This window comes from Proteus sp. G2669 (assembly GCF_009915245.1).
Lineage (GTDB): Bacteria > Pseudomonadota > Gammaproteobacteria > Enterobacterales > Enterobacteriaceae > Proteus.
Window position 1 is genome coordinate 25,417 of the sequence record NZ_JAABLX010000051.1, and the last position, 24,674, is coordinate 50,090.

26 protein-coding genes are annotated in these 24,674 nt (G+C 38.8%); 4 read left to right on the forward strand and 22 right to left on the reverse strand.

What is annotated here, in order from left to right; translation table 11 throughout:
• Positions 1-260: 260 nt before the first annotated feature.
• Genes nrdF through GWI68_RS16110 form a run of 4 tightly spaced genes read right to left on the reverse strand, consistent with a single transcriptional unit; the run spans position 261 to position 4,041 of the window.
• Positions 261-1,229, reverse strand: a complete 969-nt coding sequence (nrdF, locus tag GWI68_RS16095; RefSeq protein WP_109409503.1) for a class 1b ribonucleoside-diphosphate reductase subunit beta — start codon at positions 1,227-1,229, stop codon at positions 261-263.
• A 24-nt stretch (positions 1,230-1,253) separates the two neighbouring features.
• On the reverse strand, positions 1,254-3,380 hold the full coding sequence (nrdE, locus tag GWI68_RS16100; protein ID WP_166540938.1) for a class 1b ribonucleoside-diphosphate reductase subunit alpha: 2,127 nt from the start codon (positions 3,378-3,380) through the stop codon (positions 1,254-1,256).
• Positions 3,381-3,385: 5 nt separating this feature from the next.
• Entirely contained in the window at positions 3,386-3,805 is a 420-nt protein-coding gene (nrdI, locus tag GWI68_RS16105) for a class Ib ribonucleoside-diphosphate reductase assembly flavoprotein NrdI (protein WP_166540939.1), read from the reverse strand.
• Between the two features lie 11 nt (positions 3,806-3,816).
• A complete protein-coding gene (locus GWI68_RS16110) occupies positions 3,817-4,041 on the reverse strand; it encodes a glutaredoxin family protein (protein ID WP_072070255.1) in 225 nt (74 codons plus the stop codon).
• A gap of 283 nt (positions 4,042-4,324) precedes the next feature.
• Here GWI68_RS16110 and GWI68_RS16115 point away from each other — a divergent pair, with 283 nt between their 5' ends.
• Both GWI68_RS16115 and cspE read left to right on the forward strand, forming a co-directional pair.
• Positions 4,325-4,798, forward strand: a complete 474-nt coding sequence (locus tag GWI68_RS16115) for a methylated-DNA--[protein]-cysteine S-methyltransferase (protein WP_109409506.1) — start codon at positions 4,325-4,327, stop codon at positions 4,796-4,798.
• Positions 4,799-4,995: 197 nt separating this feature from the next.
• Entirely contained in the window at positions 4,996-5,205 is a 210-nt protein-coding gene (gene cspE, locus GWI68_RS16120) for a transcription antiterminator/RNA stability regulator CspE (RefSeq protein ID WP_023581133.1), read from the forward strand.
• Positions 5,206-5,338: 133 nt separating this feature from the next.
• Here the strand turns inward: cspE and crcB are convergent, their stop codons facing one another.
• The 10 genes from crcB to rsfS form a co-directional block, all read right to left on the reverse strand.
• Positions 5,339-5,713 (reverse strand): fluoride efflux transporter CrcB, encoded by a 375-nt coding sequence (crcB, locus tag GWI68_RS16125; RefSeq protein WP_109409507.1) that lies wholly within the window; start codon positions 5,711-5,713, stop codon positions 5,339-5,341.
• A gap of 13 nt (positions 5,714-5,726) precedes the next feature.
• On the reverse strand, positions 5,727-6,692 hold the full coding sequence (lipA, locus tag GWI68_RS16130; protein WP_166540940.1) for a lipoyl synthase: 966 nt from the start codon (positions 6,690-6,692) through the stop codon (positions 5,727-5,729).
• Positions 6,693-6,796: 104 nt separating this feature from the next.
• Positions 6,797-7,438, reverse strand: coding sequence for a lipoyl(octanoyl) transferase LipB (gene lipB / locus GWI68_RS16135; protein WP_109409508.1), 642 nt, complete (start codon positions 7,436-7,438; stop codon positions 6,797-6,799).
• 162 nt (positions 7,439-7,600) lie between these two features.
• Entirely contained in the window at positions 7,601-7,864 is a 264-nt protein-coding gene (gene ybeD, locus GWI68_RS16140) for a DUF493 family protein YbeD (protein ID WP_036912266.1), read from the reverse strand.
• Positions 7,865-8,064: 200 nt separating this feature from the next.
• Positions 8,065-9,276 carry a D-alanyl-D-alanine carboxypeptidase DacA gene (gene dacA, locus GWI68_RS16145; protein WP_166540941.1) on the reverse strand — a complete coding sequence of 404 codons (1,212 nt, stop codon included), beginning with the start codon at positions 9,274-9,276 and terminating at the stop codon, positions 8,065-8,067.
• 121 nt (positions 9,277-9,397) lie between these two features.
• Entirely contained in the window at positions 9,398-10,411 is a 1,014-nt protein-coding gene (rlpA, locus tag GWI68_RS16150; RefSeq protein WP_166540942.1) for an endolytic peptidoglycan transglycosylase RlpA, read from the reverse strand.
• A gap of 10 nt (positions 10,412-10,421) precedes the next feature.
• Entirely contained in the window at positions 10,422-11,534 is a 1,113-nt protein-coding gene (mrdB, locus tag GWI68_RS16155) for a peptidoglycan glycosyltransferase MrdB (RefSeq protein ID WP_072070249.1), read from the reverse strand.
• A gap of 5 nt (positions 11,535-11,539) precedes the next feature.
• Positions 11,540-13,435, reverse strand: coding sequence for a peptidoglycan DD-transpeptidase MrdA (mrdA, locus tag GWI68_RS16160; protein ID WP_166540943.1), 1,896 nt, complete (start codon positions 13,433-13,435; stop codon positions 11,540-11,542).
• Positions 13,436-13,474: 39 nt separating this feature from the next.
• Positions 13,475-13,945, reverse strand: a complete 471-nt coding sequence (rlmH, locus tag GWI68_RS16165) for a 23S rRNA (pseudouridine(1915)-N(3))-methyltransferase RlmH (protein WP_004246050.1) — start codon at positions 13,943-13,945, stop codon at positions 13,475-13,477.
• Positions 13,946-13,947: 2 nt separating this feature from the next.
• Positions 13,948-14,274, reverse strand: a complete 327-nt coding sequence (gene rsfS, locus GWI68_RS16170; protein WP_006537732.1) for a ribosome silencing factor — start codon at positions 14,272-14,274, stop codon at positions 13,948-13,950.
• A 556-nt stretch (positions 14,275-14,830) separates the two neighbouring features.
• On the opposite strand from rsfS, the gene GWI68_RS16175 reads away from it, so the two are divergent.
• Positions 14,831-15,535, forward strand: a complete 705-nt coding sequence (locus GWI68_RS16175) for a DUF1722 domain-containing protein (RefSeq protein WP_243733442.1) — start codon at positions 14,831-14,833, stop codon at positions 15,533-15,535.
• A 10-nt stretch (positions 15,536-15,545) separates the two neighbouring features.
• Here the strand turns inward: GWI68_RS16175 and nadD are convergent, their stop codons facing one another.
• The 8 genes from nadD to GWI68_RS16215 form a co-directional block, all read right to left on the reverse strand.
• Entirely contained in the window at positions 15,546-16,217 is a 672-nt protein-coding gene (gene nadD, locus GWI68_RS16180; RefSeq protein ID WP_166540945.1) for a nicotinate-nucleotide adenylyltransferase, read from the reverse strand.
• A complete protein-coding gene (holA, locus tag GWI68_RS16185) occupies positions 16,210-17,244 on the reverse strand; it encodes a DNA polymerase III subunit delta (protein WP_166540946.1) in 1,035 nt (344 codons plus the stop codon). Before holA ends, nadD begins: the two co-directional genes overlap by 8 nt.
• A complete protein-coding gene (lptE, locus tag GWI68_RS16190) occupies positions 17,241-17,789 on the reverse strand; it encodes an LPS assembly lipoprotein LptE (protein WP_109409515.1) in 549 nt (182 codons plus the stop codon). The genes holA and lptE overlap by 4 nt, the downstream gene beginning before the upstream one ends.
• 12 nt (positions 17,790-17,801) lie before the next feature.
• A complete protein-coding gene (gene leuS, locus GWI68_RS16195) occupies positions 17,802-20,384 on the reverse strand; it encodes a leucine--tRNA ligase (RefSeq protein ID WP_166540947.1) in 2,583 nt (860 codons plus the stop codon).
• A gap of 327 nt (positions 20,385-20,711) precedes the next feature.
• The gene (locus tag GWI68_RS16200; RefSeq protein ID WP_166540948.1) at positions 20,712-21,437 is read right to left on the reverse strand and encodes an amino acid ABC transporter ATP-binding protein; all 726 of its coding nucleotides are present in this window, start codon (positions 21,435-21,437) and stop codon (positions 20,712-20,714) included.
• Positions 21,438-22,112, reverse strand: a complete 675-nt coding sequence (gene gltK / locus GWI68_RS16205) for a glutamate/aspartate ABC transporter permease GltK (RefSeq protein WP_072070241.1) — start codon at positions 22,110-22,112, stop codon at positions 21,438-21,440.
• Positions 22,112-22,852, reverse strand: coding sequence for an amino acid ABC transporter permease (locus GWI68_RS16210; protein WP_109409518.1), 741 nt, complete (start codon positions 22,850-22,852; stop codon positions 22,112-22,114). Before GWI68_RS16210 ends, gltK begins: the two co-directional genes overlap by 1 nt.
• Positions 22,853-22,966: 114 nt before the next feature.
• Positions 22,967-23,860 (reverse strand): amino acid ABC transporter substrate-binding protein, encoded by an 894-nt coding sequence (locus GWI68_RS16215; RefSeq protein ID WP_109409519.1) that lies wholly within the window; start codon positions 23,858-23,860, stop codon positions 22,967-22,969.
• A 365-nt stretch (positions 23,861-24,225) separates the two neighbouring features.
• Between GWI68_RS16215 and GWI68_RS16220 the strand changes: the two genes are divergently transcribed.
• Positions 24,226-24,615, forward strand: coding sequence for a metal resistance protein (locus tag GWI68_RS16220; RefSeq protein WP_109409520.1), 390 nt, complete (start codon positions 24,226-24,228; stop codon positions 24,613-24,615).
• The last annotated feature ends 59 nt before the right edge of the window (positions 24,616-24,674 follow it).

The window sequence follows — 24,674 nt, forward strand, 5'->3', positions numbered from 1 at the left end:
ATCCATATACATTAGTAAATGTAATGATTTTTAGCTTGTTATCGGTTTGAATATTTTAAATAAGCTAAAACCATTCGTAAAAAATTGATTATTTGAATAAATCAAACGGTAAAAATCATACAATTAGGTGGTTTATTGAACGGAAAAAAACGCACAAAAAAATAATATCTATTTTTCAGTGCGTTACGTTAAAATCGAAATATATAATTAAATTGAATGTATTTTATTGTCTCTAATACACTTAGTTGTATTATTTTGTATTAAAAATCCCAATCATCGTCTTCAGTATTAATGGTTTTTCCAATAACATAAGATGAACCTGAGCCAGAAAAGAAATCGTGATTTTCATTAGCATCAGGCGACAATGATGAAAGGATCGCTGCACTGACATCTGTTATTTCATCAGGGAATAATGCTTCATAACCTAAATTCATTAATGCTTTATTTGCATTATAATGAAGGAATTTTTTTACATCCTCTGTCCAACCAACAGTATCATAAAGATCTTCAGTATATTTAACTTCATTGTCATATAAATCCAATAATAATGAGAATGCAAAATCTTTAATATCTTGTTTCTCTAATTCAGATTTATTTAATAACTGATTTTGAAATTTATAGCCAATATAATAACCATGAACGGCTTCATCACGAATAATGAGACGAATTAAATCGGCTGTATTGGTTAATTTTCCTCTGCTTGACCAATACATAGGTAAATAGAATCCAGAATAAAATAAAAAAGATTCTAAAAATACACTGGCAATTTTTTTCTTTAAAGGATCGCTGTCTTGATAATAGCGCAGAATAATATCTGCTTTCTTTTGCAGGTAAGGGTTTTCCTCACTCCAACGATATGCCTCATCAACATCTGTTGTTAAGCAGAGTGTGGAAAATATCGAACTGTAAGAGCGAGCATGAACAGCTTCCATAAAACAGATGTTGGATAACACCGCCTCTTCATGTGGCGTCAATGCATCGGGCATCAATGTTGGCGCGCCTACTGTATTTTGGATTGTGTCCAGTAACGTTAACCCAGTAAAAACACGAATAGTGAGCTGCTTTTCGGCTTGAGTTAATGTGTTCCATGAAGGAATGTCATTAGAGAGTGGAATTTTTTCAGGTAACCAAAAATTCATGGTTAAACGGTTCCAAACCTCTAAATCTTTTTCGTCTTCAATACGATTCCAGTTAATCGCATTAACATGACTTAATAAAGGTGATGACATGCTATGTTCTCCTTATTGTAATTATTAAAGTGCGCACGAAACACAGCCTTTTATTTCAGTGCCTGCTAATGCGGATTGTCGGATACGAATGTAATACAAGGTTTTAATTCCTTTACGCCAAGCATAAATTTGTGCTTTGTTAATATCTCTAGTTGTGGCTTCATCTGAAAAGAATAATGTCAGTGATAAGCCTTGATCGATATGTTGTGACGCTTCTGCATAGGTATCGATAATCTTTTCTGCCCCAATTTCATACGCATCTTGATAATATTGGCGATTTTCATTAGTCATAAATGGGGCTGGGTAATAAACACGTCCAATCTTGCCTTCTTTTCTAATTTCTATTGGTGCTGCAATAGGGTGAATGCTTGATGTGGAATGATTTATATAGGAAATAGACCCAGTAGGTGGTATCGCTTGTAAGTTTTGGTTGTAGATCCCATGCGTCATAATAGAGTGCTTGAGTGTTTGCCAATCTTCTTGTGTAGGAATATGGATATTCGATTGACTAAACAACTGGTGGACTTTCTGTGTTTTTGGCAGCCATTGTTGTGATACATACTTATTAAAGTATTCACCTGTTGCGTATTTTGAGTTTTCAAAACCTTTAAAGTGTTGTTTTTTTTCAATGGCTAATTGGTTTGAAGCTAATAACGCATAATAAGTGACAGTATAAAAATAGATATTGGTGAAATCTAATGCTTCTTCAGAGCCGTAATAAATTCTTTCACGCGCTAAATAGCCATGTAAATTCATTTGTCCTAAACCAATCGCATGAGAAGCGAGATTACCTTTTTCAATAGAAGGAACCGACTCAATTTTCGTCATTTCAGAGACATTGCTTAATGCCCTAATTGCAGTGCTGACGGTATGTGCAAAGTTAGGAGAATCCATTGCCATAGCAATATTCATAGAACCTAAGTTACAACTGATATCATGACCGATATGGCGATAGCTTAAGTCTGGGTGATACTCACTTGCGCTGTTGACTTGTAAAATTTCAGAGCAGAGATTGCTCATGTTAATTCTACCTGCGATAGGATTTGCGCGATTTACCGCATCTTCAAACATGATATAAGGATAGCCAGACTCAAATTGAATTTCGGCTAATGTTTGAAAGAACTCTCTCGCTTTAATTTTCTTTTTACGTATTTGTGCGTTATTCACCATCTCACTGTATTTTTCGCTAACACTGATTTCTGACATTGGTACGCCATAAACACGTTCTACATCATAAGGCGAGAAGAGATACATATCTTCATTACGTTTTGCTAATTCAAACGTGATATCAGGGATAACAACGCCTAAAGAGAGAGTTTTTATTCGGATTTTTTCATCTGCATTCTCTCTTTTGGTATCAAGAAAATGATAGATATCAGGATGGTGAGCATGAAGATAAACAGCGCCAGCGCCTTGTCTTGCACCTAATTGGTTTGCATAGGAAAAAGCATCTTCAAGCATTTTCATGACGGGAACTACGCCAGAAGATTGATTTTCTATACGCTTAATAGGGGCACCGGCTTCACGTAAATTAGTAAGCAAAAATGCAACGCCGCCGCCACGTTTAGAAAGCTGTAATGCAGAATTGACCGATCGACCGATAGATTCCATATTATCTTCAATACGCAATAGAAAGCAGGAAACCAATTCACCACGTTGTTGTTTTCCACAATTTAGGAAAGTTGGTGTTGCGGGCTGGAAACGACCACTAATAATTTCATCAACGAGATGAATGGCAAGGTTGGTATCACCTTGTGCAAGAGTAAGCGCTACCATACAGACGCGATCTTCATAGCGTTCAAGATAACGCTCACCATCAAAGGTTTTTAAGGTGTAACTGGTATAGTATTTAAAAGCACCTAAAAAAGATTGAAAGCGAAATTTTTTGCTATAAGCATGTTTGAATAGCTGTTTGATAAAGGCAAATTCATATTGTTCTAATACTTGAGCTTCGTAATAGTGTTGTTGTACTAAAAACTCGAGTTTTTCTTTTAAATCATGAAAAAACACTGTGTTTTGATTTACATGTTGACGAAAAAAATGATGTGTCGCTAATTTGTCTTTATCAAACTGAATATTACCTTGCTCATCATACAGATTTAGCATGGCGTTTAAGGCATGGTAATCAAGTTGTTCTATTGATTGTGTCATGTTAATTATCTCGTGACGCAGTGGTCTGCTAGGTTTGACCAAAACGTACTTAAACCAGTCTTTACACGTTTTACATCTTCTGGTGTGCCTAATAGCTCAAATCGATATAAAAAAGGGATTTGGCATTTTTGTGCAATGATGTCTCCAGCCAACCCATAAGCTGTACCAAAATTTGTATTTCCAGAAGCAATAACACCGCGTATTAGTTGGCGGTTTTCACGAATATTTAAAAACTGAATAACCGCTTTAGGAACTGCACCTTTAGTACCGCCACCACCGTAAGTAGGGCAAAGCAACACAAATGGCTGTGTTGCAAGTAATATTTCATCTTCAATAATTCTAGTCGCCTGTAAATGAAGCTTTTGTACAAAGCGATGGCAGTTTTCCGAACGACTTGAAAAATAGATCAAAGGTGCAGTTTGCATGAAAGGCTCCTTTAGAGCGTAATCTGTCTTATCTTATCAGGGCAGAAACCCGACCAATGTTGATCACCATGAACAACAACGGGAACTTGGCGATATCCCATAGAGACTATTTGAGCTAAGGCTTGTGTATCTTGGGTGAGATCAACAGCAACAAACGGAATATTTTTCTGTTTTAATGCGCGTTCTGTGGCACTACATTGAACGCAATTCGGTTTGGTATAGAGGATAACAGACATAAAAATAACCCTTATAAAAATATGGATGCGTCTGTTTTCACATCCATAATGAGAAGTACTTAAATACTATATATAGAGTTATTTATTTTCAACCACACAATATATGGTGCTTTTCTATTTTGATAATGATTATCATTAAAATTAAACAGTTAGCGCACTAATTTTATTTTTCGATCTCGCTATTGATCCATTTTTATTAGATATACAAGTAATTAGATGATTGCATTATCAATCACGCATGATTTACTCTTAGTGCTACAGACAAATCAGCAGAGAAAATATTATGTACCAAGACTATCTCGATGCACCTGTTGGCTTCCCAAAACCTTATATCTCTATTACAGCCAATGAAAAAGGGATCACCAGCCTCTATTTTGTAAATGACAAAGATGTTGCTGTGAATTCAAGCCCCGTAATTAATCAATGTATAAAACAATTAAAAGAGTATTTTGCGGGTAAACGTACCGCCTTTTCTGTGCCACTGGCACCAGAAGGAACGGAGTTTCAAAGCCGTGTTTGGAAGACATTACAGACAATCCCTTATGGTGAAATTTGGAGTTATAAAAAATTGGCACTTACATTAGGTTCGGTCAATTATTGCAGGGCGGTCGGAATGGCAAATTCACGCAATCCAATTTCTTTAATTATTCCTTGTCATCGAGTTATTGGTCATAACGGCAAGTTAGTTGGCTATACCGGCGGGTTAGATATTAAGCGTTGGCTACTTCAATATGAAAAAGTAGAAGTTGATGAATAGTTCAGATTGTAAGTATTAAGTATTGTTTCTTAAGTGAACTATGCGTTAAGGCATGGGATTTGTCTGAATATTAATCATTTAGCAGAAAAAAAATGTGAGTTTCGTGATCTAGGCTGTGGACAGGGAATCATCATTTTTGTTTTACTATAGCCAACGCAAAACGCTTGCGTTTATTTTCTATTTTAAAGGTAAACTTGATGTCTAAATTAAAAGGTAACGTTAAGTGGTTTAACGAAACTAAAGGTTTTGGTTTTATCACTCCAGAAGATGGCAGCAAAGATGTATTTGTACACTTTTCCGCTATTACATCAGAAGGCTTTAAAACCCTTGCTGAAGGTCAAAAAGTAGAGTTTGAAGTTACTGACGGCGCGAAAGGGCCATCTGCTGCAAACGTTGTCGCTATCTAATTAACGACTTCTTTGAGACAGTAAAAACCCGTTTTTAACGGGTTTTTATATTTATATAGCAAATCCGTTTTTAACGGGTTTTAATGTTTCTAGAGTTAAACCTATTATTGAATAGGCTATTATGTCTCTAATATTACATTTCACGTAATAACCAAAATGCAAATGCTGTCATTAAAAATGAGCCCGCTAAATTAGCCCCCATGGTGCTTAATGCCCATCCAATTTTCCCTTCTGTTAAGAGAGAAACCACTTCAACCGAAAAGGTTGAAAAAGTTGTCAGACCGCCACAAAAGCCCGTTGTCAGCATAATTTTCCAAATAGGATCAATATGTGGTGCTTTGCTAAACCAAGCGATACCAAAGGCAATAATAAATGCACCAATACAGTTAGCAACAAAGGTGCCTGTGGCAAAATGAGGAAAAATAGAATTTAGGCGGTAGCTAATTAGCCAGCGTAATACGCTACCTAAACCACCACCTATAAATACAGCAATTGCAATGTTAAGCATGAGAGATTAATCGTTATTTAACCTCAATCCCCTGAGCTTGAAGGTCGGCATGATAAGATGAGCGAACAAAAGGCCCACAAGCTGCGTGAGTAAAGCCCATTGCAAGTGCTTGTTCTTTCATATATTCAAACTCGTCAGGACTGACGTAGCGTTGAACAGGAAGATGGTGGCGACTTGGCTGTAAATATTGCCCTAATGTCAGCATCGTTACCCCATGTTTACGCAGATCACGCATAACGTCAATAATTTCTTCGTTGGTTTCCCCAAGACCTACCATCAGGCCTGATTTTGTTGGAATATCAGGGTGTGCTTGTTTAAAGCGTTCTAATAGTGTCAATGACCATTGATAGTTAGCACCTGGGCGTACTTGACGATAAACGCGAGGTACATTCTCTAAGTTATGGTTAAAGACATCTGGTGGAGTGTCTGTCAGGATCTCAAGTGCTTTATCCATACGACCACGGAAATCTGGCACTAGTGTTTCAATACGAATAGTAGGATTCTTTGTACGAATAGCGGCGATACAATCGGCAAAATGTTGGGCACCGCCATCACGTAAGTCATCACGGTCTACTGAGGTGATAACAACATAGCGTAATCCCATATCTTTAATGGTTTGTGCGAGCTTCTCTGGCTCTTGTGGATCGGGAGTATTTGGTCGGCCATGAGCGACATCACAAAATGGGCAACGACGTGTACAGATTGCGCCCAAGATCATAAAGGTTGCCGTTCCGTGATTGAAGCACTCTGCAAGGTTAGGACAAGATGCCTCTTCACAGACAGAATGAAGGCCATTTTTACGCATTGCTGCTTTGATGCCCTGAATTTTACTTGAATCAGCGGGCAGCTTTATTTTCATCCAATCAGGTTTGCGTAGCAGTTGTTCACGTTCTGTAGCGACTGTTTTAACAGGAATAAGTGCCATTTTATCGGCGTCGCGATATTTAACTCCGCGTTCCATCTGAATAGGTTTACTCATAATTGTGCCAGTTCCAGTTATCTAGAGTGATTAACACGATGTGACTGAGGTAATCAGGGTTTTAAAAAAAAATGACAAATGTTAAAAAAATTATAGCATTTTTATTACTGTGGTTGGAATCCTAGTTGTGTACAAAAATGCTTAACTAATAATGGTGCTACCTGTGTCGTTGTCGTATTAGGAGCAAAATCAATTAACTGTGTCATTTTCAGATCAGAATAACCACAAGGATTTATTCGTGAAAAAGGGGATAAATCCATATCGATATTGAGGGCTAAACCATGAAAAGAGCAACCTTTACGAATACGTAGCCCTAATGAACAGATTTTATCGCCTTTCACATATACGCCCGGTGCATCAGCGCGAGCATAAGCTTCTACATTAAATTCCGCTAGTGTATCAATAACGGTATTTTCAAGTGCAGTGACTAATTGGCGAACACCAATATGGTTACGTTTTAAATCCACTAAAACATACATGACTTGTTGGCCTGGGCCATGATAGGTCACCTGACCGCCACGATCAGATTGAATAACAGGAATAGTTCCTGTGTTTAATAAATGTTCAGCTTTACCTGCTTGGCCTTGAGTAAAAACTTGTTCATGTTGAACGAGCCATATTTCATCAGGAGTGTGACTTTCCCGTTTTTCCGTAAACTGATGCATAGAATCAGAAACCGGTAAGTAGGGTTTCACACCTAATTGGCGAATAATGATTGTTTTGTCTTGCACCGTGAAAATCTTCATTTGTAGCGTAATTGTGAAGAGCAGTATAACGCCCCAGTAAATGAACTACCAGATTGAGATGTTTTTTTTCCGAAGAGGAGAGAAAAATGAAAGATATTAAGATAAGAAAAAGCGCCTGAGTAAAAGGCGCTTTTGAAAAATTCATCATTTTAAATGAAGGGATTACAGAACCATACGAACTAGTTCAAGCTCACCTAACTCTTTATACAGTGTTTCTACTTGATCGATATGGGTTGCATTGATCGTAATAGAAACTGAATGGTAATTGCCTTTGCTGCTTGGTTTTACAGAAGGAGTATAATCACCAGGTGCGTGGCGTTGAATAACTTCAACGACTTGATCCACTAATTCTGGTTTTGCATGACCCATCACTTTATAAGTGAAAGAACATGGGAACTCTAACAGTTCATTTAATTTTGTTTTCATCATAATGTAATTCCTTAAGACAACAGACACTGTTGTTTTAATTATCTATATCTACACCTAATCTTGACAAATAAAAAGCGCATTCCTTAATTATTAAGGAATGCGATACTGGTAATTAGGGTAAATAGGGGAATGGTAAATGTGTTTATGCCAATATCTATATGTAAGTTATATGTGGTCACATTTACCTTTTTCAAGTCTTAGCCAAACCAGTGTGAGAATAATAATTTGATGTAATCGATAATGCGGCTAAAGAAGCCACCTTCTTTTACTTCATTCATCACCACGAGTGGACGTTGTTCAATAATTTGCCCATCAAGTTGGAAATTAATGGTTCCGACAACTTGGTTTTTAGTCACTGGGGCATGTAATTCTACATTATCAAGTACATAGCTTGCTTTTAAGTCTTTTAATCGACCACGAGGGATAGTTAAATAAACATCTTTATCTACGCCTAATTGTACTTTATCTGTTTCACCATACCAAATTGGTTCAGCTGCAAACTCTTTACCTACTTGGAGTGGTTTTACTGTTTCAAAGAAGCGAAAACCCCAAGTCAGCAATTTTTTACTTTCAGCATCACGACCTTTAGATGAATGGCCACCCATTACTGCTGAAATTAAGCGCATATTGCCTTCGGTTGCTGAGGCAACTAAGTTATAACCTGCTGAGGCAGTGTGGCCAGTTTTAATACCATCCACATTTAAACTGCTATCCCATAACAATCCATTTCGATTCGTTTGGCGGATATTGTTATAGGTATACTCTTTCTCTTTGTAGATGGCATATTCGTCAGGTACATCACGAATTAATGCGGCTCCAATTAACGCCATATCACGAGCAGAGCTATATTGCCCTGGAGCATCAAGTCCATGAACTGTTTGAAATTGGGTGTTTTTTAAGCCGAGACGTTTAACGTAATCGTTCATCATGGTGACAAATGTATCTTGGCTACCTGCGACATAAGAGGCCATTGCAACACAAGCATCATTACCTGATTGCAAATTAATACCACGGGTTAATTGTGCGACAGTAACTTGGTCGCCAGGTTTTAAGAACATTAAAGAGGAGCCACGAAAAACAGGGTTACCCGTTGCCCATGCCTCTTCACCAATTGGCACGATATCGTTATTAGTAATTTTGCCTGCGCGAATAGATTGTCCAATAACATAACTGGTCATCATTTTGGTTAAACTTGCAGGATCGCGACGAACATCAGCATTCATTTCAGCCAGCACTTTCCCAGAATTATAATCAATAAGAATATAAGATTCGGCTTCGATATTAGGAACAGCGGGTATCATTGTTTTTAGTGAATCATCAGCCAAGCTTTGATGCGTTACTGTCAATAAAGCAAAAGTGGCACTTAATAGGCTCGTTCTTAGAAATTTAGCTGGGAGTGTCTGTTTCATTCTGTTTGTTTAATCCGAAAATTCAGGGAAAAATAGGGGCTGATAAATAAAATATCAGCAAAACCAGGCGATTCTACGCTTGAATTTGCTGATATAAAAAGGATTTTACGTCATCTTACCTTTATTGGGTAATAATAAACCCAGAGATATCTTTAACTTGTTTCAGTTTGTTTTTTATTGCTTCGGCTTGATCTTTAGAGGAATAAGGGCCGAGTTGTACCTTATATAGTCCATCTGTTTTATTAATCACGCCTTGAGTACCAAATGATGACGATAAATCATTGAGCCAAAACTGAGCATTATTTTCGTTACTGAGTGCGCCAACTTGTACATAAAAGCCTTGTGCTATGGAGTTTGATAGTAATACTGGAGCTGGAGCTGGAGCTGGAGCTGGAGCTGGAGCTGGAGCTGGAGCTGGAGCTGGAACTGAAGTTGGAACTGAAGTTGGAGCTGAAACTTTGGCTTCCGGTTGTGCTGGTGGCTCAATAGGCATATTAACAGGTGCAGATGTTGTTAATGGCGTAGATGTTGTTGATTGAGCATTAAAATTAGGGCGCTCGGGTAAGGCTGTTGTTTTCTTCTCAATTTGAGCCCCGTGTGTACCAATACCACTCATATGGCCATTTTGATCGACGACGATCCCTTCAATTTGCAATGGTGTTGTTGGCATTAAACGCAAACTATCAGAAACGGCGGGAGTGACTTGGATTTGTTTACCGTTGACGTAAGGGCCACGGTCATTGATCCTGACAACCATTGTGCGCCCATTGAGTAAGTTTGTAATTTTTACATAACTTGGAATGGGTAATGTGGGATGTGCAGCTGCAAATTCATAGGGATTGACACGTTCACCAATAGTCGTTAAACGACTCATAGCTAAGCTATCATAAACAATAGCCTCTCCTCGCTCACTAAAGTTTGCGGGATCAGTCACAATACGATAGACCACACCATTTTTTCGGTAATCTTGATTTGCCGTTGGGTGATAAGGCTCGTAACGAGGTTCAGCACCGAGAACACGTTGAACAGGCACATTGGGTAATGGTGCTGGCTGTTTATTAGTGTTCGGTTTATCAACAACACACCCTGAAAGTAGCAATGCACTGATACCTATCAAAACCCATTGCAGACGCATAGAAACCTCATTATAAACTTTTCGATAATAGTTTTCGGTGTGTATGAATAGACATAACAATGCCAAATCCTGCCATTAAGACAATTAGGGCAGAGCCTCCATAACTCATTAGCGGTAACGGAACACCGACAACAGGAAGAATACCACTCACCATTCCTATGTTGACAAAGACATAGACAAAGAAGATTAGCATTAATCCGCCAATCATTACTCTACCAAATGTATTTTGTGCTTTCGTTGCAAGGTAAAGGCCTCGCGCAATTAAGAGTATATAAAGAGCTAGCAGTATCAAAACACCAATTAATCCGAGTTCTTCAGCCAATACAGCAAAAATAAAGTCTGTATGGCGCTCTGGTAAGAATTCTAATTGAGATTGTGTGCCTTGTAACCATCCTTTTCCATGTAATCCGCCAGAACCAATGGCAATTTTAGATTGGATGATATGATATCCGGCACCGAGCGGATCAGATTCAGGGTCAAGCAACATCATTACCCTAGCTTGTTGGTAATCATGCATAAGGAAAAACCAGAGTATGGGGATAAAAGCAGCAACAAGAACTATGGCTACAGTGATAAGGCGCCAACTCATTCCTGCAAGAAAAAGAACAAATAAACCCGATGCGGCAACAAGAATAGATGTTCCTAAATCGGGCTGTGCCGCAACTAATAACGTTGGTACAAAAATAAGTACCAAAGCAATAGCAGTATTACGCAACGTAGGCGGGCAGATATCGCGGTTCATAAATCGTGCTACCATTAATGGCACCGCAATTTTAGCAATTTCTGAAGGTTGGAAACGTACAATACCTAAATCTAACCAGCGTTGAGCACCTTTACTTATTTGACCAAAGACATCAACAAGAATAAGCAAGATAACGCAAAAGAAATAGAGATGTGGAGCCCAACTCTCATAGACTCGTGGTGGGATTTGAGCCATGACTATCATGATCATAAACCCCATACCAATCTGGCCTAATTTGCGTTGCATCATTTCTGGATCTTGGCCACTTGCACTCCACATAATAAATGCGCTGTATCCCAATAAAGCAATAATACAGAGCAAGAATAGAGGGTCTATATGGACTCGGGTCCAGAAGGATTTTTTCTTATTATTTTCAGTCATAATGATTATTCCTCTGAACCGCGTGGAGCAGCTGGCGAATCAGGTAACACTGTGTTGTTATCACCTAGGAGAATGTGGTCAAGAATTTGTCTTGTAATATCACCGACAGAAGGGCCAGCACCACCATTTTCTAAAATAATTGCTATAGCAACAGTCGGCTTATCATAAGGCGCAAAGGCAATCATCAGTTTGTGGTCACGAAGATGTTCAGCTAATTGGCTTGCGTTGTATGTTTCATAACTAAACACCTGTGCAGTTCCTGATTTAGCTGCCACTTTATAAGGAGCATCAGCAAAACTTCGACGACCTGTGCCATTAGGGAAGTTAGCCACACCATACATACCATGTTTTGCTAATTCCCAATAGCCAGAGTTAATATCACCAATTTGACGGGTTTCAGTATCAACATAAGGCAACATTTCATTACCTAGTTTCGTACCGTAAAGTAGGTGAGGGGTTTTAACTTGACCATCATTAATCAATGTCATTAACGCTTTTGCCATTTGAATTGGCGTTGCTGTCCAATAACCTTGACCAATTCCGACTGGGATCGTATCACCTTGATACCAAGGTTTTTTATAACGTTGCTGCTTCCACTCGCGCGTTGGCATGATGCCATTACGTTCTTCGGATAGATCAATTCCTGTGTATTCGCCATAGCCAAAGCGCCCCATCCAAGTTGATATACGATCGATTCCCATATCATAAGCAACTTGGTAGAAAAATGTATCCGCAGACTCAACAATGGACTTGGTAACGTTGAGTTTACCATGCCCCCAGCGTTTCCAGTCACGATAGCGTTTTTCAGAGCCTGGAAGTTGCCACCAGCCAGGATCGTGGATAGTCGTATTCGCAGTAATAACCCCTTCACTTAATGCAGCAACAGACATAAAGGGTTTAACCGTTGAGGCTGGTGGATAAAGGCCTTGTGTTGTTCGATTTATTAGCGGTCTATCAGGGTTATTTAGCAATCCTTGATAATCAGTATTAGAAATACCGCCCACAAATAAGTTCGGATCGTAACTTGGATTTGAGACAAGGGCTAAAATTTCACCATTACGAGGATCAGTCACTACAACAGCAGCTCGGCTTGTGGTGAGTAATGTTTCAATATAGGTCTGTAATTCAAGATCAACGGTAAGGTAAATATCTTTACCTGCTTGTGGCGGTTGTTCATGTAATTGGCGAATAACGCGACCACGGCTATTGACTTCAACTTCTTCATAGCCAGTTGTTCCGTGTAATACAGACTCATAATAACGTTCAATACCTAATTTACCGATATCATGAGTAGCGGCGTAATTAGGTGATAAACCTTCTTTATCAAGGCGTTCAACATCTTTATCGTTAATTTTTGCAACATAACCAATTACATGTGTTAATGCTGAGCCATAAGGATAATAACGGCGTTGATAACCTTTGATTTCTAAGCCCGGATAACGATATTGATTGATAGCAAAACGCGCAACTTGCACTTGGCTAAGTGTAGTTTTTAAGGGAATAGAGCTAAATCGACGAGAGCGCTTACGCTCTTTTTCAAAAGCTGCGATATCTTCATCAGTTAAGTCAACAACTTCTCTCAAACTTTCAAGCGTTTCTTGTAAGTTTGTTACCTTTTCAGGTACGACTTCTAACTGGTAGATAGTACGATTGAGCGCAAGAGGGATCCCTTTGCGATCGTAAATAATGCCACGACTAGGTGCAATTGGGACGAGTTTAATTCGGTTATCATTTGAACGTGTTTGATAATCGTCATGGCGAGCGATTTGTAAGTGATTGAGGTTAAAAACCAAAACACCACTTAATATAATAATTACTGAAAATGCGACGATCACACGGCGGATAAACAATTTTGATTCCGCAGTATAATCTCGAAACGGGGTACGTTTTTTTCTCTTCATCCCATTTGACTTCACTTACTGACCCGCCAATTTTATTGATTATTCACGATGATAAGGATGGTTTGTCGTAATACTCCATGCTCGATAAAGACTTTCTGCAACTACGACACGAACAAGGGGGTGTGGCATTGTTAAAGGAGATAAAGACCAGCTTTGTTCAGCTGCAGCTTTACAAGCAGGCGCTAACCCTTCAGGGCCACCAATTAATAAGCTGACATTTCTACCATCAAGCTTCCATCGATCAAGTTGTTCTGCAAGTTTTGGCGTATCCCAGCGAGCGCCAGGAATATCAAGAGTAACAATACGATTCCCTTTACCAACAGCCGCTAACATTTGTTCGCCTTCTTTTTCGAGAATTCGTTTAATATCGGCATTCTTTCCGCGTTTACCTGCGGGTATCTCAATAAGTTCTAAAGGCATGTCTTTGGGAAATCGATTAAGATAATCCATAAAGCCGGTCTGTATCCAGTCCGGCATTTTTGTACCAACGGCAATGAGCTGTAATTTCAAACTCAGCTCCAGAGTTTTTCAAGTTCGTACATGCGACGGCTATCTTCTTGCATTACGTGTACCATGGCTTCACCAAGATCGACGACAATCCAATCAGAAACACCTTGTCCTTCCACACCTAAAGGTTGTAATCCCGCTTCGCGGCAATCATCAACGAGATTATCTGCCACAGACATAAGATGTCTGCTGGATGTACCTGTGCAAATAATCATGTAATCCGTTACACTTGATTTTCCACGGACATCTAATGCAATGATGTCTTGAGCTTTAGAATCTTCAAGTTTATCAATAATAAATTGTTGTAATTCAGAACCTTGCAAAAGGATCACCTTTAATCTAATGAGTTAATTCAATCGAAAAATACTATACTCGTTATACGTCAGTTTGCAGTATTGTTAACTATGTTTATTTGTACTAGTTACAGACTTTTGTCTGCTTTTAGTGACCAATTTACTTGTCGTTTTACTGCATCTCGATTTATTTAGAGCATGAACGCTATTTTAAAGGAATTTACACCAATAAATCTATTTTACTCGATGAGTAATTCCAGTTAGCGATAACAAGAACATAAACCTCATTCTTTTGTTTTTCGACGTTTGATTTAGAAAAATTCATATATGCCCATTAACTGCGTCATAATCAATAATAAAAAGAAGGCGCATAAGAACTTTTCAGTTAGACGACAGTTTTACCTTACAGTTCCCTTAAGGGAACAGAGGGTGAGAATAACAGCTAAACATCGTCTGTCAATGCTCATCAAACACCTAATTAGGTGTGTTTTTACTTTGTTAGCGTCAGATTATACCGTGTAATGCTTAGACTTTTTAATTGGAGAAAAAAAGAATGGAAAGAAAAGTGAATTATCTCGGGATATCTTCAGAAATTATGAGTAACACTAATCACCAATTACAAGAAAAGTTAGCATTGCTTTGCGATACTGTTCAGGCGGAAAAGATAGGTATTATGCAGATAGAGGCTCAAAATAGAGATAACCTGTTACCACTTTATGGTTATGTTGGAAAAAAAGGAGACCGCCTTACCTCACCCTTGAATTTTGCTTTACCTCAATTAAGTATTGATCAACTTTTACAGCCTATTGTTCTTGACCATTTTCTTACCCAATTTTTCACACTGTTTGATTATCAACAACAGGTTTATCAATCATTAACTAAAGGGGCTTTAGTTAAATTTCATAGCCGATACAAATATTTAATTATGGCTTATTCACTTGTGGCTTATCGAGAGTTGGGGCGTGATATTGCTAATTTTTCTGATGCTATTCCCCTTGGAGAAGTTGCATCGAAATATCAGGAAAAGCTAATGAAGGCATTCAGTGTTGCAGCAAATAGAGAAGGACAAACTAATGCGTTAATGCATATGGCTGGGTATTTTAAGCGAAATCTAAACTCACAACAAAAACAAGAAATGGCACAGACAATTTTACAATATCGTCAAGGTATTGTGCCTTTATCTAAACCTTATGATTTACTCAAATATTGGTTAACTGTTTATCCTGATGAGTATTTGAGTCATCAACGCTATTTTTCGCCTTATCCGTTCACTTTTAATTATTTAAGAGAGCAACTTTAGCCTTAATTCATTATTTATAGAGTTGTTGCTGGCGAATATAGTCTTCAACAGAACTGGGTAGCAAATCATGACAATCAATTCCTGCTTTATGGCGAGCACGAATATCTGTTGCTGAAATATTATAAAGAGGTGTATCAGCCAGAAAAATTTTGCCAGAAGGTAGGTAATGAATATCTTCTTGTTGATTGGTTTGGTGTTTTTTTAGCCATTCCTGCATTTGAGGTGACTCGAAATGAGTTTGATAACCAGGGCGAGCACAAACTAACAAATGGCATATATCTAATAGTTTTTCCCATTGGTGCCACGTATTAATTGAAAGTAATGAATCCTGACCAATAATAAATGCTAAAGGTTGTTTATTACCAATTTCTTGTCTGAAGTCTCTTAATGTCTCAATAGTATAAGAAGGTGTCGGCTTTTCAAGCTCACGAGTATCCACTTTAAATGAAGAATATGGCTTAAGAGCAAGACGTACCATATCCAGACGTTGCTGAGAAGATGCTTCAGGCTGTGGGCGATGAGGGGGAATATTATTGGGTAGCCATACCACTTCTTTTAAGCCAATTAATCCTGAAAGTGCTTCAACTGGACGTAAATGCCCATAATGAATTGGATCAAATGTGCCACCGTATAAGGCGATAGCTTGATTAATTAAAGGTGTAGGATCATTATTTTTAGGCATGACTTACAAATCCTTCTGGTAATGCTTTCCCACAAAGCAATAAGCCTAACGCGCTAAGAGATGGCCAAACAGTTTGACCATAATCTTGTTTAATGGTCATTTCGATACTGGCTAATAACCGTATTGCAGTTAGCAGTTGATGCTCGGATAAACGTTGTAATGCTGCTGTAAAAATTGGACGTCGGTTTTGCCAAATTCGATGTTTATCAAAAATCGTTTTTAAAGCGGCTGTTTTAGACTCTCGGTGTAGCGTAATTAATTGCATTAATTCACGTTGCAACGTTCTGAGTAAAATAACAGGTTCACTATCTTCTCTTTTGAGTTGTTGCAAAATATGCCATGCGCGTTGTGTTTTACCTGCAAGCAATGCATCAACCCAGTGATAAGGGGTAAAATGAGAAGCGTCATTAACGGCTGCTTCTACTCTAGGTAATGTCAATTTACCATCAGGGTAAAGTAGGGAAAGACGCTCTATCGCTTGTGCCAATGCGAGCAAATTACCTTCATAGCAGTAGCAAAGTAGTTGGTTACCTTGTTCATCCAGCGCTAATCCTTTTTGTTTTGCTCGACGAGCAACCCAATTAGGCAATTTATCAAGTTCAGGTGTGAGACAAGAAACATACGTTCCATTCTGGCTTAATGTTTTAAACCATTCACTGTTTTCTTGAGCCTTGGTGAGTTTATTGCCACGTAAAACCAACAATAAATCTTGATGTAACTCTTGAGATAACCTTGTGAGTTTCTCTGACATGGCTGCATTAGGGCCATTTTCAGGCAAATGCAGTAAAAGAGATTGTCTTTGAGAAAAAAGGCTTAGCGATTGACAAAGTGAGTAAATTTCATTCCAGTCCGTATTATTATCAAGAGTAAATTGATAGTGTTCAATAAACCCTTGGGCTTTAGCAACAGATTGGATGGCATCTTGAGACTCTTGGAGCAATAGAGGTTCATTGCCCCAGAGTAGATAACTTTGGCGCAACCCCTCTTGGAGCTGCGCATTCAGTTGTTCTGGATATAAGCGGATCATTTGGCCGGAGAGATTATCTGTTTTGCTTGCTCAGCTTGTGCGGCTTTTTGGCGTTCAGCATTGTGAACAACCAATAATTTACGCACTAATATTGCTGTCGCTTGTTCACGCATTTCTTGTTTGATAATGTCATTTTCAGCATCTTTTGCTAATGCTTCTAATGGGTTATCGAAGAATGGTCGTGAAACCTGTGATGAAATAGGATAAATCGTTCCATCTGGCATAATCACTTGCGCATCTAGCACAAATGTTAGCTGACGTTCTGCTGATTTACCGTCTTGATACACAGAAACGGTCTCTTTACTCTCTGACGAGCCCACAATTTTGAGAATAGGGATATCTGCTGTTGGATTTTCAACAAGCTGAACACCACTAAGTCTGAGTTGTTGGCGCATTACACGAGATAATGGGCCATAAGGGTCACCAGAGCTAAGATAAAGCGTTTTTAATTCTGCTGGAACCTGAGTTTTCCCTTGTAAGTGAAAACCGCAGCCAGCGGTGATTAACACCGCTAAACCGAAAAATAGCGAAAATAGATATCGCACTAGGCCTCCTTATCAGCCAACAACGATGTTCAGTAATTTTCCTGGAACATAAATGACTTTACGAATAGTCACATCTTCCAAGTATTTAGCAACACTGTACTCTTTTGTCGCCATTTCCTGAACATATTCTTTTTCTGAATTAGCCGGAACAGTGACACGACCACGGACTTTACCATTCACTTGAACAATAATCAGTTTAGTGTCATCAATCATAGCTTCTTCATCAGCAACAGGCCATGGCGCAACATCAACGTCTTCTTTTCCACCTAATGCCTGCCACATTACAAAACAAGCGTGAGGAATGATTGGAGAAAGCATACGAACGATGGCTTCTAATGCTTCTTGCATTAATGCACGATCTTGTTCTGTTTCTTGACTTGCACGAGTTAATTTATTCATTAACTCCATGATAGCTGCAATCGCGGTATTGAAAGCTAAACGGCGACCTACGTCATCAGACACTTTTGCGATAGTTTTATGTAAGTCACGGCGTAAATCTTTTTGTTCTTCTGTTAATGCAGACAGATCAAGTGATTGTGCCGATCCTTTTTGAGTGTGCTCATGAACTAAACGCCATAAACGACGTAAGAAACGGTTAGCACCTTCAACACTAGACTCTTGCCATTCAAGTGTTAATTCTGGTGGAGCTGCAAACATCATAAATAAACGGACGGTATCTGCACCATAACGTTCAACCATTGTTTGTGGGTCGATACCGTTATTTTTAGATTTAGACATTTTGCTCATGCCAGCATAAGTCAGTTCATGACCAGCACTGTCCGTCGCTTTAATGATGCGGTTTTTCTCATCACGTTCAACAATAGCTTCAGCAGGAGATACCCAATGACGAGCACCGTCTTCGCCTGTGTGATAGAACGCATCAGCTAATACCATTCCTTGGCACAGTAAACGTTTTGCTGGTTCATCAGAGTTCACTAAACCTGAATCACGCATCAGTTTATGGAAGAAGCGGAAATACATTAAGTGCATGATGGCGTGTTCAATACCACCAATATACCAGTCAACAGGTAACCAATAGTTAGCTGCTTTTGGATCTAACATGCCTTTATCGTAATCAGGGCAGGTATAACGAGCGTAATACCAAGATGATTCCATAAAGGTGTCAAAAGTATCTGTCTCACGCAGTGCTGGCTGACCATTAATGGTGGTTTTTGCCCACTCAGGATCGGCTTTAATTGGACTGGTGATCCCATCCATTTTTACATCTTCTGGCAGAATAACAGGCAGTTGATCTTCAGGAACAGGAACAACAGTACCGTCTTCTAAGGTTGCCATTGGAATTGGTGCACCCCAGTAACGTTGACGAGAAACACCCCAGTCACGTAAACGGTAATTAACTTTGCGTTCACCAACACCCATTTGTGCAAGTTTATCTGCAATAGCATTAAAGCCAGCTTGGTTATCTAAACCTGAAAATTCACCAGAATTGATCAGGCTATTTTTCTCGGTTAATGCACCTTCAGATAAGTCAGGTTGGTTACCTTCAGCATCAGCAATAACAGCTTTAATAGGTAAGTTATATTTGGTTGCAAATTCCCAGTCACGCTCATCATGACCAGGAACCGCCATCACGGCACCTGTACCGTATTCCATTAAGACAAAGTTAGCGACCCAAATAGCTACTTTTTCTTTAGTTAATGGATGAATGGCATAAAGACCAGTAGCAATCCCTTTTTTCTCCATTGTTGCCATATCGGCTTCTGCCATTTTCATGTTACGGCATTCATCAACGAAGTGTTGAATTTCAGGATTGTTTTGAGCTGCTTTTTGCGCTAATGGATGACCAGCTGCAACGGCCACATAAGTAACACCCATAAAGGTATCAGGACGTGTTGTATAAACCGTCATTTTGTCGTCGCTATCCGCAACATCAAATGTGATTTCGACGCCTTCTGAACGACCGATCCAGTTACGTTGCATGGTTTTAACTTGTTCAGGCCATTCATCTAACGTATCTAAATCGTTTAACAGCTCTTCTGCGTAATCGGTAATTTTGATAAACCACTGTGGAATTTCTTTACGTTCTACTGGGGTATCACAACGCCAGCAACAGCCGTCAATAACTTGTTCGTTAGCTAATACGGTTAAATCATGTGGACACCAGTTAACAGCAGAGGTCTTTTTATAAACTAAGCCTTTCTCATATAATTTAGTAAAGAACCACTGTTCCCAGCGATAATATTCAGGTGTACAAGTAGTGACTTCACGATCCCAATCGTAACCAAAACCCAGTTTTTTTAACTGGTTTTTCATGTAATCGATGTTTTCGTAAGTCCATGGTGCTGGAGCGGTTTTATTTTTTACTGCGGCACCTTCTGCTGGTAAACCGAACGCATCCCAACCGATAGGTTGTAAGACGTTTTTACCCAGCATACGTTGATAACGGGAAATCACGTCACCAATGGTGTAGTTGCGGACGTGTCCCATGTGTAGTCGGCCAGAAGGATAAGGTAGCATTGACAGGCAGTAATATTTTTCTTTGTTATTATCTTCTGTCACTTTAAATGTATTGTTCTTTTCCCAGTGTTCCTGGATAGTTTGCTCTATATCTTCGGGACGATATTGTTCTTGCATGGCACCGATAATCCTATGGTGAATTAATGGCTACCGGAGGGTAACCGCTATTATGAAATTAAGTCTTGCATAGCATAGCTGATTTTGTCTAATAGCCACAACTATTGATCTCAATGAAAGCCACTGTTTGCATAACTTTTTCAAGACAATTGCGAGATATCTTGGAACGAGTTAAAACAAAAAGAGAATAAATGCGTGTTTTCTAGAAAAATGTTGGTGATATTGCGAGAAAAGAAGATTGCTTGATATTTGGTTGCGAGGTTTTTCAAAATTATTATTTGAGGCTGACGTGCTAAGAAAGCACGCCAGCAGAGGAGATATAAAGTATTAATGCAAGATTTTAGCTAAGAAATCTTTTGCCCTGTCTGATTTTGGATTATCAAAAAAGTCATTTTTAGGCCTATCTTCCACAATTCGACCTTCATCCATAAAGATAATACGGTCAGCAACTTTTTTAGCAAAACCCATTTCATGGGTTACTACCATCATCGTCATGCCTTCATTTGCAAGCTCTACCATTACATCGAGTACTTCGTTAATCATTTCAGGATCAAGTGCGGATGTAGGTTCATCAAATAACATTGCGATAGGGTCCATACATAAAGCTCGAGCAATGGCGACACGCTGTTGTTGACCACCAGAAAGTTGAGCTGGGTATTTGTTCGCATGACTGGATAGACCAACGCGTTCTAATAACTTTAAGCCTTTTTCTTTTGCTGCGCCTTTCTCTCTATTAAGTACTTTAACTTGTGCGAGTGTAAGATTTTCAATAATAGAAAGATGAGGGAAAAGTTCAAAATGTTGGAATACCATACCTACTTTTGCTCGTAATTTAGCAAGATCGGTACGTTTATCATTTACTTTGATTTCATTAACAAGGATCTCACCTTGCTGTATTGGTTCTAGACCATTCACTGTTTTGATCAGTGTCGATTTACCTGAACCAGAAGGCCCACAGACAACAACAACTTCCCCCTTTTTAACTTCAGTGGAACATTCAGTCAGTACTTGAAATTGACCATACCATTTGGATACGTCTTTTAGGGAAATCATCTAGGTAGTCCTTTTTTTAAGAAAGTTCACTAACATTGAAGCTGCGAAGCTAATGACAAAATAAACAAAACCTGCAAAGAGGATCATCTCAACTTGTGTGCCATCGCGTTCACCAATATTTGCCGCCGTTCTGAAAAAGTCAGTGAGACTTAATACATAAACTAAGGACGTATCTTGGAACAAGACAATTCCTTGAGTGAGTAAAAGTGGAACCATGGCTCTAAATGCTTGAGGTAAAATCACTAAGCGCATCGTTTGTGATTTAGTCATTCCTAATGCAAGTGAGGCAGAGAATTGTCCTTTACTAACACTTTGAATACCTGCTCTTATAATTTCAGAGTAGTACGCAGCTTCAAATAATGAGAACGCTATCATTGCTGAAATTAAACGGATATCACTTTTCGGTGAAAGTCCTAGAACATTTTGTAATATGTTAGGCACAATTAAATAAAACCACAGTAATACCATGACTAATGGGATTGAACGAAAGGTATTAACGTAAGCAGCCGCAAACCAACTAATAGGTTTAAACGTAGAAAGGCGCATAACAGCAAGCACCGTTCCCCATAAAATACCAACTACTATAGCGGTGATAGTGATTTTTAAAGTGATTGCCATACCATCGACTAAAAATGGTAGGCTTGGAACAACAGAACTCCAGTCAAATTCGTACATTATTGACCTCCTGTTGTGCCTGGTAAACGCACACGTTTTTCAAGCCAACTCATGATTAACATAATGATGACGTTGATAAAAACATAGGCGAGGGTAATTGCTGTGAATGACTCATACGCTTTCGCTGAATAATCGAGTAGCTTGTTTGCTTGTGCCGCCATATCAATTAACCCGATAGTGGAAGCAATCGCTGAGTTTTTTACGAGATTAAGCATTTCGGAGGTCATTGGTGGAATAATGACACGGTAAGCGTTGGGTAATAAAACATAACGATAGGTTTGAGGTAAAGTTAAACCCAAGGCAAGTCCAGCAGCTTTTTGCCCACGGGGTAATGAATTAATTGCAGCTCTGACTTGTTCGCACATACGTGCTGCAGTAAACAAACCTAAACAGAGTGCTGAAGAGACAAAAAACTGTACATTTGGCGCTAAGTCCATTTTAAACCAGTCGCCAATAGATTGAGGTAATAGTTCAGGAATAACTAAATACCATGTAAAGAATTGAACAATAAGTGGTACGTTTCGGAATAACTCAACATAAATTGTACCTAAGCTCGAAAGCCAACGATTAGGTACAGTACGCAAAATTCCGAATAAAGAACCAACAAGAAAGGCAATAACCCAAGCGCATAAAGATAAGGCAATGGTGACTTGGAAGCCTGAAATCAGCCATCCTAAGTATGTGGTGTTTCCGAAAGGAGCTTCTTGGAAGAATATCCCCCAATCCCAATCAATCGACATGATTTCACCTCCGGTGAAAAATAGGGGCAGGGAACGACTGCCCCAAACTTCACTGATCTGTCTGTCCAACAGATACTTTATAATTATTTGTTTGCATCAACTTCGTATGTATTTTTAATTCAATGCTTTATCATTTGGTGATGCAAATAAGGCTTTCATTTCATCAGAGATAGTGAATTCTAGGTTAAGGTTTTTAGGTGGAATAGGGGCATTGAACCAGCGATTGAAGGATTTTTCTGCTTCGCCTGATTTTTGTGCGTTAGCGATAGTTTCATCGATTAATGCTTTGAATTGAGCATCGTCTTTACGCAACATACAACCATAGGCTTCTTCAGATTGTGGGGTTCCTACAATTTCCCACTGACCTGGTTTTTTCGCTTTAGCGCGTTCACCAGCAAGTAATGCATCATCCATCATAAAAGCGACAGCACGACCTGATTCAAGTGTACGGAATGAGTCTCCATGATCTTTTGCGCTGATAATGCGCATATTCATTTTTTTCTCATCGTTAAGTTTGTTGAGTAACATTTCAGATGTTGTTCCTGATGTTACGACTACGTTTTTACCGGATAGATCAGAGAAGTCTTTTATTCCACCGTCTTTTTTCGCCAGTAAACGTGTACCTACGATAAAAATAGTATTAGAGAAACTAGCTTGTTGCTGACGAGCTTCATTATTGGTTGTTGAGCCACATTCAAAATCAAATGTACCATTTTGTAATAATGGAATGCGATTCTGAGATGTAATAGGGATCAGGCGAACTTGCAGATTAGGTTTGCCTATTTTGTCTTTTACTGCTTGTACAATCAGATTGGAATAGTCTTGAGAATAACCAACCACTTTTTGTTGGTTGTCATAGTAAGAGAAAGGAACAGAGGATTCCCGATGTCCAACAATAATAATATCGTTGTCGTTGATTTTTTTTAAGGTTCCAGTGAGTTCTTCTGCCTGCACAGCTCCTGCAGCCCCTAAAATCATTAATGATAATGCTAGTTTACGCATGCGCATAATAACTCCTGTCGTGGTGATAAATGATATTTGTGATTTGCCTTGTGTTGCTTTTTTGTTTTAATTTGTTTTGATAATGTTAATAGATAGAACAAATAACATACCGTTGGGAAGTGTAATTTGTGAAATACGAGAGGTATCTCTCAATAAAAGAATGAAATCAAATGTGGTTGATTATTTTTTTGGAAGTTGTTTTCAATATTTAAAATTATTGTAGTAGAAACCTTACGGAAATAAAGGTTAAAGATGAAAAATTGAGATAATAGCAAAAATAAAATAAGTAGGGATTTGTAAAGTTTGTCTTAAGGAGTTGTTTGTCTGTGGATTACCGTTAAGATAGCGGGTCATATTGATGAGGAACATCTATGAGTAATTGGCGGTCAGGTCGCTGGCTAGTGGTGATAACAGTTTTGCTGATCTTGTGTTGCATTGTTCAGCGTTCATTAGGTGCCCACGTCATTAGTGAGCGCTTAGCGACGGCTGTTTCTCAAACTCAATATCCACTATCAACACCGATTACTGATGAGAATAGCGCAACAGAACATACTTATTCACTCTCTACCTGTGAATTAAGTGCTAAATCATTATTATCTGTTCCTCCACTAACAATAGAGCCTTTTTTCCATTCGTGGGCTGTACTATTACTGTTAAGTATGGCCGCTATCTATGTTTCGCGTCAGCGTAGCCAGAAAAAACACCATCATCCACCTCCTCCGATAAGACTTCACCTTCATTATTGTATTTTGAGGGATTAGAAATTTCCTTTTAGCTAAAAATTTGCACGTCTATCTTTGGGCGTAGCTTTGTGTGTAGC

What these genes read in the sequence shown, in the direction of transcription:
- lipB (WP_109409508.1), bottom strand. Translation starts at nt 7,438, where the DNA reads ATGAAGATTTTCACGGTGCAAGACAAAACAATCATTATTCGCCAATTA.
- GWI68_RS16210 (WP_109409518.1), bottom strand. Translation starts at nt 22,852, where the DNA reads ATGTCGATTGATTGGGATTGGGGGATATTCTTCCAAGAAGCTCCTTTC.
- crcB (WP_109409507.1), bottom strand. Translation starts at nt 5,713, where the DNA reads ATGCTTAACATTGCAATTGCTGTATTTATAGGTGGTGGTTTAGGTAGC.
- cspE (WP_023581133.1), top strand. Translation starts at nt 4,996, where the DNA reads ATGTCTAAATTAAAAGGTAACGTTAAGTGGTTTAACGAAACTAAAGGT.
- GWI68_RS16110 (WP_072070255.1), bottom strand. Translation starts at nt 4,041, where the DNA reads ATGTCTGTTATCCTCTATACCAAACCGAATTGCGTTCAATGTAGTGCC.
- nadD (WP_166540945.1), bottom strand. Translation starts at nt 16,217, where the DNA reads ATGCCTAAAAATAATGATCCTACACCTTTAATTAATCAAGCTATCGCC.
- GWI68_RS16200 (WP_166540948.1), bottom strand. Translation starts at nt 21,437, where the DNA reads ATGATTTCCCTAAAAGACGTATCCAAATGGTATGGTCAATTTCAAGTA.
- mrdA (WP_166540943.1), bottom strand. Translation starts at nt 13,435, where the DNA reads ATGAAGAGAAAAAAACGTACCCCGTTTCGAGATTATACTGCGGAATCA.
- GWI68_RS16215 (WP_109409519.1), bottom strand. Translation starts at nt 23,860, where the DNA reads ATGCGCATGCGTAAACTAGCATTATCATTAATGATTTTAGGGGCTGCA.
- nrdE (WP_166540938.1), bottom strand. Translation starts at nt 3,380, where the DNA reads ATGACACAATCAATAGAACAACTTGATTACCATGCCTTAAACGCCATG.
- leuS (WP_166540947.1), bottom strand. Translation starts at nt 20,384, where the DNA reads ATGCAAGAACAATATCGTCCCGAAGATATAGAGCAAACTATCCAGGAA.
- GWI68_RS16175 (WP_243733442.1), top strand. Translation starts at nt 14,831, where the DNA reads ATGAGTAACACTAATCACCAATTACAAGAAAAGTTAGCATTGCTTTGC.
- rlpA (WP_166540942.1), bottom strand. Translation starts at nt 10,411, where the DNA reads ATGCGTCTGCAATGGGTTTTGATAGGTATCAGTGCATTGCTACTTTCA.
- GWI68_RS16220 (WP_109409520.1), top strand. Translation starts at nt 24,226, where the DNA reads ATGAGTAATTGGCGGTCAGGTCGCTGGCTAGTGGTGATAACAGTTTTG.
- holA (WP_166540946.1), bottom strand. Translation starts at nt 17,244, where the DNA reads ATGATCCGCTTATATCCAGAACAACTGAATGCGCAGCTCCAAGAGGGG.
- nrdI (WP_166540939.1), bottom strand. Translation starts at nt 3,805, where the DNA reads ATGCAAACTGCACCTTTGATCTATTTTTCAAGTCGTTCGGAAAACTGC.
- dacA (WP_166540941.1), bottom strand. Translation starts at nt 9,276, where the DNA reads ATGAAACAGACACTCCCAGCTAAATTTCTAAGAACGAGCCTATTAAGT.
- ybeD (WP_036912266.1), bottom strand. Translation starts at nt 7,864, where the DNA reads ATGAAAACAAAATTAAATGAACTGTTAGAGTTCCCATGTTCTTTCACT.
- nrdF (WP_109409503.1), bottom strand. Translation starts at nt 1,229, where the DNA reads ATGTCATCACCTTTATTAAGTCATGTTAATGCGATTAACTGGAATCGT.
- mrdB (WP_072070249.1), bottom strand. Translation starts at nt 11,534, where the DNA reads ATGACTGAAAATAATAAGAAAAAATCCTTCTGGACCCGAGTCCATATA.
- lipA (WP_166540940.1), bottom strand. Translation starts at nt 6,692, where the DNA reads ATGAGTAAACCTATTCAGATGGAACGCGGAGTTAAATATCGCGACGCC.
- gltK (WP_072070241.1), bottom strand. Translation starts at nt 22,112, where the DNA reads ATGTACGAATTTGACTGGAGTTCTGTTGTTCCAAGCCTACCATTTTTA.
- GWI68_RS16115 (WP_109409506.1), top strand. Translation starts at nt 4,325, where the DNA reads ATGTACCAAGACTATCTCGATGCACCTGTTGGCTTCCCAAAACCTTAT.